The sequence below is a fragment of the Cryptosporangium sp. NPDC051539 genome (assembly GCF_044454545.1).
Taxonomy (GTDB): Bacteria; Actinomycetota; Actinomycetes; order Mycobacteriales; family Cryptosporangiaceae; genus Cryptosporangium.
In genome coordinates this window covers 353,097-366,496 of record NZ_JBITDV010000009.1, presented here as the reverse complement: position 1 = coordinate 366,496, position 13,400 = coordinate 353,097, and the positions used below count along the sequence as shown (strand labels likewise).

The 13,400-nt window shown below is 71.0% G+C and carries 17 protein-coding genes; 13 read left to right on the top strand and 4 right to left on the bottom strand.

Annotated elements, in window-relative coordinates; genetic code table 11:
• Complete coding sequence (locus ACIBZJ_RS28170; protein WP_395934746.1) at positions 1 to 882, top strand: VOC family protein; 882 nt, start codon at positions 1 to 3, stop codon at positions 880 to 882.
• Positions 879 to 1,712: an alpha/beta fold hydrolase gene (locus tag ACIBZJ_RS28165; protein ID WP_395934744.1), complete on the top strand. Its 834-nt coding sequence runs from the start codon at positions 879 to 881 to the stop codon at positions 1,710 to 1,712. The genes ACIBZJ_RS28170 and ACIBZJ_RS28165 overlap by 4 nt, the downstream gene beginning before the upstream one ends.
• Positions 1,713 to 1,720: 8 nt before the next feature.
• Here ACIBZJ_RS28165 and ACIBZJ_RS28160 read toward each other — a convergent pair whose 3' ends face one another.
• Positions 1,721 to 2,485, bottom strand: coding sequence for a GntR family transcriptional regulator (locus ACIBZJ_RS28160; RefSeq protein WP_395934742.1), 765 nt, complete (start codon positions 2,483 to 2,485; stop codon positions 1,721 to 1,723).
• 82 nt (positions 2,486 to 2,567) lie between these two features.
• Here ACIBZJ_RS28160 and ACIBZJ_RS28155 point away from each other — a divergent pair, with 82 nt between their 5' ends.
• The 7 genes from ACIBZJ_RS28155 to ACIBZJ_RS28125 are packed head-to-tail and all read left to right on the top strand — an operon-like array spanning position 2,568 to position 7,205.
• On the top strand, positions 2,568 to 2,918 hold the full coding sequence (locus ACIBZJ_RS28155; RefSeq protein WP_395934740.1) for a YciI family protein: 351 nt from the start codon (positions 2,568 to 2,570) through the stop codon (positions 2,916 to 2,918).
• A 16-nt stretch (positions 2,919 to 2,934) separates the two neighbouring features.
• Positions 2,935 to 3,801 (top strand): NAD(P)-dependent oxidoreductase, encoded by an 867-nt coding sequence (locus tag ACIBZJ_RS28150; protein ID WP_395934738.1) that lies wholly within the window; start codon positions 2,935 to 2,937, stop codon positions 3,799 to 3,801.
• On the top strand, positions 3,798 to 4,691 hold the full coding sequence (locus ACIBZJ_RS28145; RefSeq protein ID WP_395934736.1) for a fumarylacetoacetate hydrolase family protein: 894 nt from the start codon (positions 3,798 to 3,800) through the stop codon (positions 4,689 to 4,691). The genes ACIBZJ_RS28150 and ACIBZJ_RS28145 overlap by 4 nt, the downstream gene beginning before the upstream one ends.
• Complete coding sequence (locus ACIBZJ_RS28140) at positions 4,688 to 5,149, top strand: SRPBCC family protein (protein WP_395934734.1); 462 nt, start codon at positions 4,688 to 4,690, stop codon at positions 5,147 to 5,149. Before ACIBZJ_RS28145 ends, ACIBZJ_RS28140 begins: the two co-directional genes overlap by 4 nt.
• The gene (locus ACIBZJ_RS28135; RefSeq protein WP_395934732.1) at positions 5,149 to 5,826 is read left to right on the top strand and encodes a class II aldolase/adducin family protein; all 678 of its coding nucleotides are present in this window, start codon (positions 5,149 to 5,151) and stop codon (positions 5,824 to 5,826) included. Before ACIBZJ_RS28140 ends, ACIBZJ_RS28135 begins: the two co-directional genes overlap by 1 nt.
• Positions 5,823 to 6,644 carry an SDR family NAD(P)-dependent oxidoreductase gene (locus tag ACIBZJ_RS28130; RefSeq protein WP_395934730.1) on the top strand — a complete coding sequence of 274 codons (822 nt, stop codon included), beginning with the start codon at positions 5,823 to 5,825 and terminating at the stop codon, positions 6,642 to 6,644. Before ACIBZJ_RS28135 ends, ACIBZJ_RS28130 begins: the two co-directional genes overlap by 4 nt.
• Before the next feature lie 24 nt (positions 6,645 to 6,668).
• The gene (locus ACIBZJ_RS28125; protein ID WP_395934728.1) at positions 6,669 to 7,205 is read left to right on the top strand and encodes a VOC family protein; all 537 of its coding nucleotides are present in this window, start codon (positions 6,669 to 6,671) and stop codon (positions 7,203 to 7,205) included.
• A 68-nt stretch (positions 7,206 to 7,273) separates the two neighbouring features.
• On the opposite strand, the gene ACIBZJ_RS28120 is transcribed toward ACIBZJ_RS28125, so the two are convergent.
• Complete coding sequence (locus tag ACIBZJ_RS28120; protein ID WP_395934726.1) at positions 7,274 to 7,864, bottom strand: TetR/AcrR family transcriptional regulator; 591 nt, start codon at positions 7,862 to 7,864, stop codon at positions 7,274 to 7,276.
• A gap of 84 nt (positions 7,865 to 7,948) precedes the next feature.
• On the opposite strand from ACIBZJ_RS28120, the gene ACIBZJ_RS28115 reads away from it, so the two are divergent.
• From ACIBZJ_RS28115 to ACIBZJ_RS28105, 3 genes are all read left to right on the top strand, one after another.
• On the top strand, positions 7,949 to 8,908 hold the full coding sequence (locus ACIBZJ_RS28115) for a ketopantoate reductase family protein (protein WP_395934724.1): 960 nt from the start codon (positions 7,949 to 7,951) through the stop codon (positions 8,906 to 8,908).
• Between the two features lie 144 nt (positions 8,909 to 9,052).
• Positions 9,053 to 10,702 (top strand): molybdopterin-dependent oxidoreductase, encoded by a 1,650-nt coding sequence (locus ACIBZJ_RS28110; RefSeq protein ID WP_395934722.1) that lies wholly within the window; start codon positions 9,053 to 9,055, stop codon positions 10,700 to 10,702.
• 397 nt (positions 10,703 to 11,099) lie between these two features.
• Positions 11,100 to 11,282 carry a hypothetical protein gene (locus ACIBZJ_RS28105; protein WP_395934720.1) on the top strand — a complete coding sequence of 61 codons (183 nt, stop codon included), beginning with the start codon at positions 11,100 to 11,102 and terminating at the stop codon, positions 11,280 to 11,282.
• Between the two features lie 31 nt (positions 11,283 to 11,313).
• On the opposite strand, the gene ACIBZJ_RS28100 is transcribed toward ACIBZJ_RS28105, so the two are convergent.
• Both ACIBZJ_RS28100 and ACIBZJ_RS28095 read right to left on the bottom strand, forming a co-directional pair.
• Entirely contained in the window at positions 11,314 to 12,519 is a 1,206-nt protein-coding gene (locus ACIBZJ_RS28100) for a sensor histidine kinase (protein ID WP_395934718.1), read from the bottom strand.
• 1 nt (position 12,520) lies between these two features.
• Positions 12,521 to 13,141, bottom strand: a complete 621-nt coding sequence (locus ACIBZJ_RS28095) for a LuxR C-terminal-related transcriptional regulator (protein ID WP_395934716.1) — start codon at positions 13,139 to 13,141, stop codon at positions 12,521 to 12,523.
• Between ACIBZJ_RS28095 and ACIBZJ_RS28090 the strand changes: the two genes are divergently transcribed.
• Positions 13,134 to 13,334, top strand: coding sequence for a hypothetical protein (locus tag ACIBZJ_RS28090; RefSeq protein ID WP_395934714.1), 201 nt, complete (start codon positions 13,134 to 13,136; stop codon positions 13,332 to 13,334). The genes ACIBZJ_RS28095 and ACIBZJ_RS28090 overlap by 8 nt on opposite strands.
• The last annotated feature ends 66 nt before the right edge of the window (positions 13,335 to 13,400 follow it).

Below are 13,400 nucleotides of genomic sequence, written 5' to 3'. Positions count from 1 at the left end.
ATGATCGAGCTGAGTGACATCGCCTATGTGCGCTCGGGAGCCGCCGACCTGACCAAGGCGGTGGACTTCGCGACCCGCGTCGTCGGGCTGGAACTCGCCGAGCCGACCGAACCCGGCGTCGCCCACTTACGCGCCGACTCGCGCCACCACTGCCTGGCGCTGGTGGAAGGAGCGTCCGGCGTCATCTCGTCGGGGTTCCTGGTCCGCGACGAAGACGCGCTGGCCGCCGCGGAGCGGCACCTCGAACGGGCCGGATACGCCGTGACGCGCGGCGACGCGGCCGCCGCGCGGTCGCGCCGCGTCCGGTCGTTCGTCGGGTTCGACGACCCGTTCGGCAACCGCGTCGAACTCGTCGCCCACCAGGAGACCATCACGCGGCCGGTCGGGTTCACCCGTCCCGCCGGCATCACCGAGTTCGGCCACCTGTGCCTCGACGCCCCGGACGTGCGGGAGGCCTACCGGTTCTGGAACACGCACTTCAACGCCCGGGTCTCCGACTGGATCGGCGACGCGGCGTGCCTGATCCGCATCGACCCGGTGCATCACAAACTCGCGGTGTTCCGTGGTGACGGTCCGGGCCTCTGCCACCTGAACTTCCAGGTGGCGACGCTGGACGACGTCTTCCGCAATTGGCATTTCCTGCAGGCGGAGGGCGTCGAGATCGAGATGGGGCCGGGCCGGCACCCGCAGTCGACCGCCGTGTTCCTGTACTTCCTCGGTCCCGAGGGGTTCACCTACGAGTACTCGTTCGGCGTGCGCCGCATCGAGGACGAAGACGCCTGGCGGCCCCGCACGTTCGACCCGGACGAGCCGGGATCGATCGACATGTGGCTCGGCCCGACCCGGCGGGTCTCCACGCAACCACAACTGAGGCAGGCATGACGATCGCGATCGAGCAGTACGTCGTCGACGTCGCCGGAGTCGCGACCGCGGTGATCGACACCGGCGACACGGGTAGCGCGTCACCTCCGGTCCTCCTGCTGCACGGCTCCGGGCCCGGGGTGAGCGCGGCGGCCAACTGGCGTCCGATTCTTCCGGCGCTGCGGAGTGGACGGCGGGTCATCGCCCCCGACCAGCTCGGTTTCGGCGGCACCGCGACCGGAGAGCCGCGGACGTTCGGACGCGAGGCGTGGACCGCCCACGCACTGGCGCTCCTCGACGCGCTCGGCGTCACCGAGGTCGACGTGATCGGCAACTCGATGGGCGGCGCGATCGCGCTGTCGCTGGCGGCGGCCCGGCCGGCCCGGGTCCGGCGGATCGTGTTGATGGGCACGATGGGGGTGGCGATGCCACTTCCGGCCGGCCTGGACACGGTCTGGGGCTACTCGCCGGGCGTCGAGGCGATGCGGGAAGTCATCGGGTTGTTCGCCTACGACCGCGGCCTGATCACCGACGATCTGGTGCGGATGCGCTACGAGTCGAGCCTGGATCCCGCGGTCGCCGATTCCTGGGCCGCGATGTTCCCGGCGCCGCGGCAACGCTGGGTCGACGACCTCGCGCTCTCCGGTGCGGAGCTGACGGCGGTGCACCAGCCGGTGCTGATGGTGCACGGTCGCGAGGACCGGGTCGTGCCCTGGCGATCGTCGTCCGAAGCGCTCGTCGATCTGCTTCCGGACTGCCGTTTGCACGTCATCGGCGGCTGCGGCCACTGGACGATGATCGAGAAGACCGCCGAGTTCCTCGCCGTCGTGGATCCGTTCCTGTCGGCCTAGTGACCCGCCTAGTGATCGGGCTGGTGATCGGGCTGGTGATCGACGAGGCGGAGCGCGTGGGTCACCGCCGTGATCTCGTAGCCGGGGGCGCAATCGGTCAGCACCCGCTCGGCGGTGCGGGCCAGGTGATGCGCCAGACCCGACAGCGCGGCCGGACCGTCGTGCTCGGTCAGCGACTCGAGGATCGCGGCGTGCTCGAGGTCGCCGGCCGTCTGCCAGCTGGTCGGGTCGGCGAGCTGGTAGATGCGGATGTAGCGGATGCTGCGGTCGCCGTAGGCGGTGAGCTGTCGTCGCAGCGACGGCCCGGCCCCGGCGGTGAGGATCCGGTGGAACTCGCCGTGCGACTCGAACCACTGCCGGAAGTCCGATGCCTTGGCCGCCCGGCGCATCGACGTCAGCATCGCCTTGGCGCGACGCTGGTCCTTGACGGTGAAGCTGTCGAGCGTCATCGACAGCGCGAGCGTCTCCAGCAGGATCCGGCTGGCGTACACCTCGTCGAGCTCTTCCGGGTCGAGCCCGGCGACCCGGGTCCGCTGGTTCGGTTCGATCTCGACCAGGCCCTCTTCCTGCAGCATCCGCAGCACCTCGCGCAGCGGCGTCCGGCTGACGCCGAGTTGGTCGGCCAGCGCCACCTGGGAGAGCTTGGTGCCGGGGACGAGCGTGCCGTCCAGCACGCACTCACGCAGGTACGCGTGCAGCGCGGGGATGGCCTGCCGGACCTCGGGGAGGTCGATCTTCCGCAGGCCGGGGACGAGCGTGGGAGTGCGTGCCATGCCGCCATTGTCCACGACCGCGAACTCAGACTGCATACAGATCGGCCCTTGACCTTCCCCCGAAACTGCATACAGTTTCGCTATGACGCTTCTCGGGCGCGACTACTGGCTCGTCCTTTCGACCCCCGCCGAGACGACCACCACCGCGGAGATCGAGAGCCACGTCGAATCGCACGTCGCCTGGTTGCTGCAGTTGGAGAAGGCCGGAACCGTGTTCCTGTCCGGCCCGCTGACCACCGGGCCCCGGGTCCGGCCCGGTTCGGGCGTCACGGTCCTGAGGGCCGAGTCGGCCGAGCACGCGCGGACGATCGCCGAGTCCGATCCCTTCGTGCTCGCCGGCCTGCGGAGCGTCGAGATCTTCGGATGGCGGGTCAACGAAGGCGCGGTCGAGATACGAATCTCCCTCGGCGCAGGCACCCACGCCTGGGCCTGACAGGAAGGTGACCACAATGAATGTGGGAGTCATCGGGCTGGGGAAGATGGGTTTACCGATCGCCCGGAACCTCATGGAACGCGGCTTCGGCGTGACCGGCTTCCGGCGGTCCGGCAGCCCCGAGCTCGTCGCGGCCGGCGGCACCTTCGCCGGCTCCCCCGCCGAGGTCGCGGCCGCCTCCGACGTCCTGCTGTCGATCGTGCCGGACGCCGACGCGGTCGAAGAAGTGGTCCTCGGCCCCCGGGGCACCGTGCACGGCCTGCGCCCGGGCACCGTGCACATCGAGATGAGCACGACCGACGTCACCCGCAAGGCCGCGGTCCGCGACGCCGTCCGCGCGGCCGGTGGTGATCTGCTCGACTGCCCGATCAGCGGCAGCCCCGGCATGGTGGCACCGAGGCTCGCCACGACGTTCGTCTCCGGCGAGCAAGCCAGCATCGACGCGGTCACCCCCGTGCTCGACGCCATCTCCGGGCGCTGGGTCGACGTCGGCGCTTTCGGCGCCGGGGCGAGCATGAAGTACGTCGCGAACCTGCTGATCGGCATCCACACGGTGGCGGCCGCGGAAGCCATCCTGCTGGCCCGCAACCTGGGACTCGACCTCGAGCTGGTCCAGCGGACGCTCGACACGTCGATCAGCTCGTCGGCCATCCTCGCCCAGCGCGGGCCGGTCATGCGCGCCCAGCAGTGGACGCCGGCTCCCGGCCCGATCGAGACCCTGCACGCCATCCTCGTACAGATCGCCGCCGCTGCCGCCGCGTCGGGTGTGAACACACCGGTCTTCACGGCCGCCAAGACCGTATTCGACAAGGCGATGGCCGACGGCTGGGCCGAGCTGGACATCGCCGCCGTGCACGCACAGCTCGCTGGAGAAACTGTATGAACTACGCCCTGGTCGCGATCGCCGACGGGAGCGAGACGCGGTTGGGCGTCCGCTTCGAGGACGGCACCGTCGTGCAACCGCCGGAGCTCAAGCAGTGGACGAGCATGCTGGATCTGCTCGATCACTGGCCGGCCGCGGCCGGGGTGCTCGCCGGATGGTCGCTCGACGGCGCTCCGGTCGTCGCCGACGCGCACTTGCTCCAGCCGATCACCTGGCCGCGCAAGGTGCTGTGCGCGGGCGTCAACTACCGGCGGCACATCCGGGAGATGGGCGGCGAGGTGCCCGGGGACGACTGGGTACCGTACTTCTTCCTCAAGCCACCGACGACCACGCTGGTCGGCCCGACCGACCCGATCGTCATCCGCGACGCCGAGCGGGCCCGGTACGACTGGGAAGCCGAGCTGGCCGTGGTGATCGGCCTCGGGGGACGTGACATCCCGGTCGGCCGGGCGCTCGATCACGTGGCCGGATACTGCGTCGCCAACGACGTGACCGCGCGGGGATACCACCGCCGCGTGAACGTGCCGGCCGAGGCGTTCCAGTACGACTGGTTCGCCTCGAAAGCGGAGGACATGTCGCTTCCGTTGGGGCCCGGCATCACACCCGCGTCCCAGGTCCCCGATCCGCAGCGGCTGCGGGTTCGTCTGTGGGTGAACGACGAGCTCCGGCAGGACGAGTCGACCGCCGACATGATCTGCCCGGTCGACGAGCTCATCTCCGCGGCCAGCCGGGTCGCCACGCTCGAGCCGGGCGACGTCATCGCCACGGGCACACCCGCCGGCGTCGGAGCCGGGCAGGGGCTGTTCCTGCGCCACGGCGACACGATCCGGGTGGCGATCGACGGACTGGGCGAAATCACCAATGTCGTGCGCGAGGAGGATCGACGATGATCTACGTTTCCCACCGCCTTCCGGCGAACGGACCCGGCCGGCCGCGGCTGACCCGTTCCGACGTCTGGAACGGCCTGGTGATGAAGGCCGACAACGCGCTGCCGTTCGTGCCGTCGATGACGTTATGCGTGGTCAGCAACCGGCACAGCGACACCGTGTTCGACCGCGAGATCGAGTTCCGCGGTCAGCGGTTCACCGAGCGCATCACGCTGGAAAGCCCGCACCGGATCGTGTTCACTCGTCTGTCCGGCCCGGTGCTCGGCACGATCGCGAACGAGATCGACGGTGAGGACGACGACCTCGGGCTGCGGTTCAGCTTCGCGCTGGTCGTGGCCGGTGTTCCCGGTGGCTCGGCCGAGGAACTGGCGTACGCCGACGGGATGACCGGCGACTACCTCCGGGCGGTCGACGCCACGCTCGAGGCGGTGCGGCGCGTGGTCTCCGGCGTGCCGAGCTAGTGGACGGCGCTGACGTCGGCGCCGACGTGGCGACCGCGGGCCGGGTACTGGCCGCGCTCGGCCTGGTGACCGCGTTCGGGCACGTCTCGGCCCGGGACGACGGCCACCTGCTGATCACGCCGGCCGCGCCACTGGCCGGCGTGGGTGACGGCGACCTGATCCGGGTCCCGCTCGACGCCACCACGCTGCCGCCCGGAGCACCGGGCGAAAGCTGGCTGCACCTGAGCGTCTACGCGCGGCGGCCGGACGTCCACGCGATCGCCCGGGGCCAGCCACCCGCGGCGTTCGCCGCCGCCGCGGCGACCCGCTCACTCCGGCCGCTGCACGGGCAGGCGTGCTGGGCCGGGCGCGCGATCCCGGTCCACGACGACGCCCGCCTGCTGCGCGACCGGGCGCTCGCGGACGCGGCCGCCGACACCCTCGGCGAACATGCGGCGCTGCTCCTGCGCGGGAACGGCGCGGCGGCGACGGCCGAGCACCCCGGGCTCGCCGTCACCCGCTTGTGGCTGCTGTCCGCCGCCTGTCAGGCCTGGCTGTCGGCAACGGCGAGCGGACCGGTCCGGTCACTGACCGACACCGAGATCGACGCCTGGCAGGCCGTGGAGCGCGACCTGCTCCCCCGGCTCTGGTACCACCTCCGAGAGACGTCGGAAACCAACGAGGGAGGACCGACATGACCATCAACGACGCACCCGGCCGGCTCGCCGGTAAGCGGGTACTGATCACCGGAACCGCGGGTGGGCAGGGAGCCGCCGCGCAGCGCCTCTTCACGCAGCAGGGCGCCCGGGTCATCGGCTGTGACCTGCGGCCCGGCGCGGCCGAGGCCACGGCCGCAGAGCTCCGTGACAAGGGCTACGAGGCCTGGGGGCACGACGTCGACCTCGCCGATCCCGGCGCGGCCGAAGCGTGGATCGAGCGCGGCGCCGAGACCCTCGGCGGGATCGACGTGCTCTACAACAACGCGGCCGGATTCGGGTTCTCGCAGTTCTCCCGGATGACGCTCGAACTCTGGCGGCACGTGATGCGCGTGGAGCTGGACATCGTCTTCCACACCACCAGCCCGGCCTGGAAGCACCTGTGCGAGCGTGGCGGATCGGTCCTCAACACCGCGTCTTACTCCGCCCTCCGGGGCATCGGTCCGCTCGGGCAGGTCGCCCACTCCGCGGCCAAGGGCGCGATCGTCTCGATGAGCCGGTCACTCGCCGTCGAAGGAGCGGAGTTCGGGGTGCGCGTCAACACGATCTCTCCCGGTTTCGTCGCGTCGCCGTCCACCGACGCCGCCGTCGACGCCACCGGGCGCGCCTGGCAACTCGGGAACCACCTGCTGCAGCGTCCCGGAACCGGCGACGACGTCGCCCAGCTCGCCGTGTACCTCGCCTCCGACGAGTCGACCTGGGTCACCGGGCAGAACTTCAGCGTCGACGGCGGCGCGACCGCCGGCTGGCGGGACGACGACGAGACCCAGCGACTCGTCCGCCTCTACGCGGACGCCTGACACCGACGACCGGAGGAAATCACCATGGCTATCGCCGAACTCGGACACTTCGGAGTTTTCTGCACCGACCTCGAGGCCAGCACCCGGTTCTACCGGGACGTTCTCGGACTCACGGTGACCGACGAGGACCTCGACCTCGGCATGCGGTTCTTCAGCGCCCGCCCGGGCTTCGAGCACCACGAGTTCCAGCTCGTCGCCGGGCGCTCGGTCGGGCCCGCGGCCGACGGCAACAAGCTCATCCAGCAGATCTCGTTCCGGGTCAACACGCTGCCCGAGCTGATCGAGATGCATCAGCGGTTCCTCGAGAACGACGTCGTGTTCGACATGATCGTCAGCCACGGCAACGCGTTCGGGATCTACTTCTTCGACCCCGAGGGCAACCGCTGCGAGGTGTACTGGCACACCGGTCTTCCCGCCCGGCAGCCCTTCCTCGTGCCGATCGACCTGACCGAGCCGATTCCCCAGCTGCTCGAGGCGAACGCCCGCCTGGTCGAGGAGTTCGGGACGACCGGCATCGTCCGCCGGGGCCTGGTCGGCAACCTGATCCCCGGCGCCGAATAGGCGTCTCACCCCCACCACCTGCCCGGAACAGCGCGGGCAGGTGGGTCGCCGTGGCCGGCCGGGACCGCTCAGCGGACCGGCCGACGACCGCGTTCAGGCACGGCGCGGAGGCCGTCGAGGACGAGGGTGATGACGCCGTCGGCGTCGGCTCGATAGGCCGGGTGGTCGTAGGACGCGCAGATTCCTTGAAAGGCCATCATGACCGCGCCGGCCCCTACGTCGTCGCGGACGGCTCCGGTCCGGACCGCGGCGGCCAGCAGGTCGTTGATGACCTGCCCCAGGGCTTGGGCCCCTTCGGCCAGCGCGCCGGTCCGGGTCGCCATCAGCGTCGCGAGGCTGCGGGCCAAGCCTTCGTGGGCGTTCAGGTGGCTGAGAAGACCGCGCAGAAAGGATTCCAGCGCCTCGTCGGCCGGGAGCGTGGCCTGCAGCTCGCGAGCGCGATCGCACATCGCGACGAGCTCCTCGCGATAAACCGCTTCGGCCAAGGCTTCCCGGGTGGGGAAGTGGCGGTAGAGCGTGCCGGTACCGACGCCCGCCAGTTTCGCGAAGTCGTCGAACCGCAGGTCGAAACCGCCGTCGGCGAACAGTTCGCGGGCCTTGGTGACCAGCGCGTCCCGGTTGCGGCGCGCGTCGGCGCGCAGCGGCTTGGCCTCGGTCACGCGTCCCCTCCCATTGACAAGTGGAGATGATCTCCATATTTTCCCAAGTGGAGATGATCTCCGATTGTAGCTGCGAGGGGCATCGTGAAGATCCTGATGTTCGGCCGAGGCGTGATCAGCGCGACGTATGGATGGGCCCTGGAACGGGCCGGCCATCACGTCGAGTTCTACGTCCGGCCCGGCCGGGCCGCCGAGTACGGGGACGCGATCGACCTCGACCTGCTCGACACGCGGCAACGGCCGTGGGGCAAGCGCGTCGCCGAGACGTGGCCCGTGCGTTACCGCGAGTCGCTGGAGGCCGACCACGACTTCGACCTGATCGTGCTCAGCGTGCAGCACTACAGCTTTGCCCAGGCCGCGGCGTTTCTGGGACCGCTCGTCGGCGGGGCCACGGTTCTCGTCTTCAACAACCTGTGGACCGAGCCGTCGACCGCGGTCGAGCAACTCCCCGCCGACCGGGTGGCCTGGGGATTTCCCGGGGCCGGCGGTGGTTTCGGCGACGACGGCGTGCTGCGGGCGGCGCTGCTGCCTCTCGTCTTCTTCGGCACTCTGGACCGGCCACCGACCGAGCGCGAACAGGCGGTGCGCGAGGTGTTCCGCGGGGCCGGCTTCCGGATCGGGGAGAACTCCGACTTCCGGGGCTGGCTGTTCATCCACTTCATCCAGAACGCGGGCCTGCACACCCAGAGCCTGAAGGTGGGCTCGCTGGCCGGGCTGAGGACGAGCGACCTGCGCGAGGCGATCCGGGCCACCCGCGAACTGCTACCGCTCGTCGAGGCACGTGGCGTCGATCCGCGGCGGCATCGCAACGAACTGCTGCCGTTCAAGGCGCCCATCTGGTTGATGGCTCCCCTGCTCGCCACGCTCTTCTCTCGTTTCCCGCCCACCCGCCGGGTGATGCGGGCCCACGCCAACCCCGAGGAGTTGCGCGCGGTCTGCCGCGACACCCTGGCCGAAGCGCGGCGGCTGGGCGTGGAGGTGCCCCGCCTGGAGGCGGCCGAGCCGTACTTCGCCGGCGAGGGAGTGCCGACCACCCCGCAGTAGCGGGCGACCTCTCCGCGTTCGGCTCCCATCGGACCGGCGGCGCAGGGGCGCGGAAGTGTCCGCCGGGACGGTGTTGCCGTCACGAGATTCGAAAATTCTCCGAACGGCACCAATCCGAATCGTCACCGGCCTCGAACACCTCATGTGACACGGAGGAGAACGCTCGGCCTCGGCGCCCTGACCGGGCTGGCCGCTGCCGGCGCAGCACTGGGGTCGGCCGAGCCGGTGGCCGCGCTGATCGGACGCGGCACGTCGCCCGTCATCGCGGTCGGTCTGGCGGTCATCGACCTGGTGCCCCGTCCGGTCAAGGACTTCGGTATCCGGACGTTCGGGCAGAACGACAAGGTCGCGCTGCTCACCGGCGTGTTCGTCCTGGTGGCGCTGTTCGCGGTGGCGTGCGGTGTGGTGTCGCTGCGTCGCCGGATGGTGGGTGCGGCCGGGGTCGCCCTGTTCGGGGTGGTCGGGATTCTCGCCGCCGTGACCCGTCCGGGCGCCGGGCCGCTCGCGTGGTTGCCCTCGCTGGTGGGGGCCGCGCTCGGCGTCGCGGTGCTGCTGTTCCTGGCTTCCCGGGGGGCCGCGGTGGGGTCGGCCCCTCGGGAAGCCATGTCCGTGCCCCGGAAAGCCGGGTCCGTGTCGCGGGAAGCCGGGGCGTCGGAGCCGTACGACGGCATCGCGCCGGCCGACGCGATGAGAACACGGACTCCGGCCACGCCGGTAGCGACTTCGCGGCGCGGATTCCTGCTGCTGTCGGGCTCGGTGCTGGTCGTCGCCGCGGGTCTGGGCGCCACCGGGCGGTACCTGGGCAGCCTGCGTGACGTCGCCAAGGAACGGCTGAAGCTGACCCTGCCCCCGGCGGCCGACCCGGCGCCGCCACTTGTGGCCGGCGTCGACCTGGGGCTGCCCGACCTCACGCCGTTCCTGACCCCGGAGAAGGACTTCTACCGGGTCGACACCGCCTTGGCCGTGCCCCAGCTTTCGACCGACGACTACCGTCTGAAGATCCACGGCCGGGTCGGCAATCCGCTGACGCTCACATACCAGGACCTGCTCGACCGGGACCTCGTCGAACGGGTGATCACGCTCTCCTGCGTCTCCAACGAGGTCGGCGGCACACTGGCCGGCACCGCCCGCTGGCTCGGCGTCCCCCTGAAAGCGCTGTTGGACGAGGTGCGGCCGGAAGCCGGTGCGGACCAGATCGTCACCAAGTCGATCGACGGCTGGACCTGCGGCACACCGACCTCCGTCGTCCGCGACGGCCGCGACGCGCTGATCGTCGTCGGCATGAACGGCAAACCGCTGCCGATCGAGCGCGGTTACCCCGTCCGCATGCTCGTACCCGGCCTCTACGGGTACGTGTCGGCCACCAAATGGCTCGTCGACATGGAACTCACCTCGTTCACCGACTTCGATCCGTACTGGGTCAAGCGCGGCTGGAAGCCCCAGGCACCGATCAAGACGTTCTCCCGCATCGACACCCCCCGTCCCCTGGCCGGTTCGAAGGCCGGACGGATCACGGTGGCCGGAGTCGCCTGGGCCCAGCACCGAGGCATCAAACGGGTGGACGTACGCGTCGACGGCGGCGACTGGAACACCGCGACGCTGGCGGCGGTCCCGTCCGAGGACACCTGGCGCCAGTGGCGCTGGAACTGGGACGCGACCGATGCCACGCCCGGCCAGCACACCCTCGAAGTGCGGGCGACCGACCGCACCGGCGCGACCCAGCCCGAACGGCGCGCCAAACCCTTCCCCGACGGCGCGACCGGCTGGCACTCGGTCGTCGTCACCGTCGAGTGACCCCACGATCACCTGACCGCGATGGCCTGCCATCGCGGTCAGGTGATCGTGGGCCCGGTCGGCACCCGGTCGACCGGCTCGAGTGCTTCCTCCGCCACGACGGCAATCCCGCACCAATCCAAGTCCCGCGCGGCTCCGAATAACTGATGTGCCCCGTATCCGACAGCGCCGTCCCCTTTCGCCCTCGCTCACCGTCGTGTCGAGCCCTGACCCGGTCCGGCGCAAACGCACGGCAACCGTGCTCGCCTGGCTTCGCGGTCGCTCCGCCCGGCGCACGCCGGACCTGTCCCTGGTCACGTCACCCGTCGATCGCCGGCCTCCCGATCTCCGGCCTCCCGCTCGACGGCCGGAAACCCGCGCGGCCCTCGACGACGGCCCTGAGAACGTACGGCCCACGGTGGCGCCACCCCACGATCCGCTGCTGCCGGTCACGCCGATCCGGGCGATCGGTATCGCCGGCGACGAGACCCGGATCGCCCCCACCGTGTTCGGACTGCGCGAGGTCGCCTGGTCACCGCGCCCCGACCGGTCATTTCACTCCGGCGCGCCCGCGGCTACCCCGATCGACCCGGAGCCGTGATCCCGTGCCGGCGGGCCGGCGGCGCCCGCGGTCAGGACGCTGCCGGTGGTCGCTGCCAGGAGCGGGCCACGTCAGCGCCGGGATAGACGAGCCGGACGACGGTGCCCTGCGGCCCGGTCCGCACCTCGGCGCTGCCGCCGACCTCGGCCATCCGCCCGTGGATCGAATGCCGAATGCCGAAGCCGCCCCGGCGCGGCCCGGTGCCGGTGAGGCCCCGCCCGTGATCGGCCACCTCCGCGACCACCTGGTGCCCGCCGACGGAGATCGTGACCTCGGCCCGGTCGACGCCGGCATGCTTGACGACGTTGGTCAGCGCCTCGCTCACCGCACCCGCCAGGGCCGCGACCGCCGTCGCCGGCAACGGGCCGACCCGGTCGTCGTGCACGAAGGTCACCGCGAAAGGCGGACGGAGGAACCGGTGGACCACCGTGGCCACCGCGCTCACCAGATCCCTGTCCCCCGGCTCCACCCCGGACTCGATCAGTCCGCGCAGCCAGCGCGCCTCGTCGTCGAGGTGGCGCCGGAGCCAGCCGTCGGGCAGATCGGCGTCCGCGGCCAGCGTCTCCACGGTCTGCAGGGTCCGATCGTGCAGCGCCCGGGAGAACGCGGCCCGCTCGGCGACCCGGGCCCGGCTCGCGCTGAGCCCGAGCAGAACTCTGTGGTCGATCGTCCGGCGACGCCAGACCAGCCCGAACCCGAGCGCCGCGGCCAGCTCGGCGCCGGCCGCGGCCAGACTGGGTGACGCCTGCGCGCCGGCCAGGAGTAGCGGCAGGGCCAGGAGCGATGCACCGACGGCCACGGCTACCAGTCGTCGGCGTCCGGCCGTCGGTACCCGCTCCGCCGCGGAGACCCCTCCGGCCGGCGGCACCGGCTCCGCCGCAGGTACCCATCCGGCCGGCCAATCGCCCCGGCCGGCGGCCACCGCCCCGGTGGCCGCCTCGACCTGCTCGCCCGACGCGTCAGCGAACAGATAGCCCCGGACGCCGCAGGCGTACGCGGTGTCGAGGGCGCTACGCATCCGCGCCGGAGAGATCAGCAGGACCGCGTGCCGCCGGGCGAGGGCGACGAGCCGGTACAGCGGAAATCCCGGTGCCTCCGGATCCCCGACGACGATGACGACGTCCCACGTGCGGAACCAGAGCCGGCTCGGACGCGTCGGCCTCGCGCCGATCGTCTCCGCCGGTCCGGCCGCCGGCTCGGTCAGAGGCGGACCGAGCTCGACGAGCGCGACCCGCATTTCACGTCCCGTCCGGATCCACCGACACGTTCGCGAGCAGCGCCATCCGGGTCAGGTGGGCCTTGTTGCCGTCCCCCACCTTGGCTCTCAGGCGCTTGACGTACGTGTCCACGGTGTGCCGGCTGACGCCCATCCTGCGGGCGGCCTGCTCATGGGTGTAGCCGGCGGCGATGTAGGCGAGCACCTGCCGCTCCCGCGGCGAGAGGTTGCTCAGCGTCGTCGCCGCGGGCTCGGGCTCGTCGTACCCGTGGAAGAACAGTCCACCGCGTTGGATGCTCCGTACCGCCGCGACGAGCGTCTCGGGTGACGAGCCCTTGTGGACGAAGCCGCGCGCGCCGGCTCCCCGGCACACGGCGACGTCGCCGGGGCGTCGGGAGGCCGACACGGTGAGCACCGGCGCGAGCCGGCTGAGGTCGGCCACCACGTCGACGCACGGAAGATCGTCGGCGAGGTAGAGGTCGAGTACCACCACATCGGGAGCCGGGAACCGGCACCAGCTCGCTTTGAGCTCCCCCACCGCACCGAACAGGCCGGTGACTTCGATGTCACCCGCGCCATCCAGAGCGCGCTGGAGGCCCCAGCGGCTGATCGCATGATCATCTACAACGTCGACGGTGACCATTTCGCCGGCCGGTCAGCTCTACCGCGAGCCCCACTCGGTGCTCCAGCAGTCACCGGGTTCGGAGGCCGGAGCCACGCTCGAGATGCCACTGCGTTCGGTGCCGGCGTTCGCACTGGCGGGATTCACCGTGAGCGCGACGAAGAAAGAGAAGAGGAAGGCGACAATGGCGCTAACAATTCGGATATGCATCTGATACACCCCGTAACGCAATCCTGACTGTGATAGCTGAACAGAACCAGACCGTCAGTGGCCTGTCACT

Bases quoted from the DNA above. Each gene is read 5' to 3' on its own strand.
- ACIBZJ_RS28150 (WP_395934738.1), top strand. From the start codon at position 2,935: ATGAATGTGGGAGTCATCGGGCTGGGGAAGATGGGTTTACCGATCGCC.
- ACIBZJ_RS28160 (WP_395934742.1), bottom strand. From the start codon at position 2,485: ATGGCACGCACTCCCACGCTCGTCCCCGGCCTGCGGAAGATCGACCTC.
- ACIBZJ_RS28095 (WP_395934716.1), bottom strand. From the start codon at position 13,141: ATGGTCACCGTCGACGTTGTAGATGATCATGCGATCAGCCGCTGGGGC.
- ACIBZJ_RS28140 (WP_395934734.1), top strand. From the start codon at position 4,688: ATGATCTACGTTTCCCACCGCCTTCCGGCGAACGGACCCGGCCGGCCG.
- ACIBZJ_RS28170 (WP_395934746.1), top strand. From the start codon at position 1: ATGATCGAGCTGAGTGACATCGCCTATGTGCGCTCGGGAGCCGCCGAC.
- ACIBZJ_RS28145 (WP_395934736.1), top strand. From the start codon at position 3,798: ATGAACTACGCCCTGGTCGCGATCGCCGACGGGAGCGAGACGCGGTTG.
- ACIBZJ_RS28155 (WP_395934740.1), top strand. From the start codon at position 2,568: ATGACGCTTCTCGGGCGCGACTACTGGCTCGTCCTTTCGACCCCCGCC.
- ACIBZJ_RS28100 (WP_395934718.1), bottom strand. From the start codon at position 12,519: ATGCGGGTCGCGCTCGTCGAGCTCGGTCCGCCTCTGACCGAGCCGGCG.
- ACIBZJ_RS28125 (WP_395934728.1), top strand. From the start codon at position 6,669: ATGGCTATCGCCGAACTCGGACACTTCGGAGTTTTCTGCACCGACCTC.
- ACIBZJ_RS28165 (WP_395934744.1), top strand. From the start codon at position 879: ATGACGATCGCGATCGAGCAGTACGTCGTCGACGTCGCCGGAGTCGCG.
- ACIBZJ_RS28130 (WP_395934730.1), top strand. From the start codon at position 5,823: ATGACCATCAACGACGCACCCGGCCGGCTCGCCGGTAAGCGGGTACTG.